This is a genomic window from Weissella sp. DD23, from assembly GCF_001579105.1.
In the GTDB taxonomy this organism is placed as follows: Bacteria; Bacillota; Bacilli; order Lactobacillales; family Lactobacillaceae; genus Weissella; species Weissella cibaria.
Genome location: NZ_KQ970395.1, coordinates 12,554 through 14,220, shown reverse-complemented (window position 1 = coordinate 14,220; position 1,667 = coordinate 12,554). Strand labels below are relative to the sequence as shown.

Sequence of the window (1,667 nt, the reverse complement as noted above, 5' to 3'; positions counted from 1 at the left end):
ATAAGCGCAACGTGCTGACTTACAGTGATGGTAATATCACTAAGGCGGCTTTAAGCAGCTTGAAGGGATTGTTTGTCAAAACGAAGGATTAAACAAAAAAGGAAGTGCGTCAATATTGACGTACTTCCTTTTTTGTTAACGCTTTAGTTGTTCTTCGTCCTTCTTACCCAAAAAACGATCCTTGTTGTCGTCTTTGACATCAGGCATGACGAATAAATCATCAAATTGCTTGCTTAGTTCATCAGTTCGCTTTGTTTGCAATGGCATAGTAGCACCCCCAGTTAAAATATTACCTCTAGTATAACACGTTAACTTAATTGGGACTTTATGGATGCCAAATAACGACTTTTCACAAAAATGATAACGGTTACAAATTCATAATTCAATCATACTCGCCCTGTAAGATAAGTTCTTGCAAGTGATGATTATATAAGAAAAGGACTAACAACATAATGAAGGCTGTACAAAAGATGGCACTAATGATGGTCGCGACGATTGCTGGCGTGTGGGGATTGACGGAACAAGGGTTTGCGGCAAGCACTGCTGCAATGCCCACGCCAAGCAACACGGATATGTTAATTGCCATGGCTGGTGTTTTACTGACGGTTGCTGCAATCAGCGTTTACGTTTACCGAACAAAATAATGACCTAATCGCACGTCCTAACCAAGGATGTGCGTTTTTTTTGTCCAAATGTCTGGGGTTAAATTAAACCGAATGTCGGCGTATAATAAGAAAGGAATATTTGTCGAAAGGAAAAGCGAATGGCGTCAGAACATATTGAACAAAAGTTAGCCTTGTTACCAGATTTGCCGGGTTCATATCAAATGAAAGATATCAACGGCAAAATCATTTACGTTGGTAAGGCGAAGAATCTAAAAAATCGTGTACGGTCGTATTTTAAGAGCGAACACACTGGTAAAACGGCGCAGTTGGTTGAGAATATCGCGGATTTTGATTTTATTGTGACAAGCTCTGAAAAAGAGTCCTTGCTCCTTGAAATCACCTTGATTCAAAAGTACCAACCTTATTACAACATTCGTTTGAAGCGTGGGACGGGGTACCCTTACATTAAAATTACCCATGAGGCCGATCCAAAATTGGAGTTGGCAAACGATGTTAAGGAGGATGGTGCGCAGTACTTTGGTCCGTATCCAAACGTCTACGCTGCCCAGGAAACGTTACACTTCTTGCAAAAGGTGTACCCACTCCGGCGTTGTAATGGTTATCAAGGGCGCCCTTGCTTGTACGCTAACATGGGACAATGCTTGGGTGCCTGCTATCGTCAGGTCCCATTTACAGAGTATTTGGACCAAATTAAAAAGATCCAACACTTCTTGGATGGCGATACAAAAGAAGTGACGAAGGTCCTGAATGAGAAGATGAACACAGCTTCGGAGAATTTGGAATTCGAACGGGCGGCTGATTTACGCGATCAGTTGAAGTTTATCGAAACGACGGTTGAGAAACAAAAGATTATTTCCAAGGACGGTACACCACGAGACTTGTTTAATTTCTATATGGATAAGGGGTGGTTGTCTGTTCAGGTCTTCTTCGTACGTCAAGCGCGACTGATGAAACGTGAGAAGCGGACGTTTGCAATTGTGGAGTCAGCTGAAGAAGAAATGACCAGTTTTATTTTGCAGTTCTATAATCGGAAAAATGCGG

Annotated in this window: 3 protein-coding genes; 2 read left to right on the top strand and 1 reads right to left on the bottom strand. The window is 41.8% G+C overall.

Annotated elements, in window-relative coordinates; genetic code table 11:
- Positions 1-135: 135 nt before the first annotated feature.
- Entirely contained in the window at positions 136-267 is a 132-nt protein-coding gene (locus WEIDD23_RS15030; RefSeq protein WP_010372921.1) for a hypothetical protein, read from the bottom strand.
- A gap of 185 nt (positions 268-452) precedes the next feature.
- On the opposite strand from WEIDD23_RS15030, the gene WEIDD23_RS08725 reads away from it, so the two are divergent.
- Together WEIDD23_RS08725 and uvrC are read left to right on the top strand one after the other, a co-directional pair.
- Positions 453-644 (top strand): hypothetical protein, encoded by a 192-nt coding sequence (locus tag WEIDD23_RS08725; RefSeq protein ID WP_010372919.1) that lies wholly within the window; start codon positions 453-455, stop codon positions 642-644.
- Positions 645-763: 119 nt separating this feature from the next.
- Positions 764-1,667: excinuclease ABC subunit UvrC (gene uvrC / locus WEIDD23_RS08720; RefSeq protein ID WP_082778325.1), on the top strand; the 904-nt coding region annotated here is incomplete at its 3' end.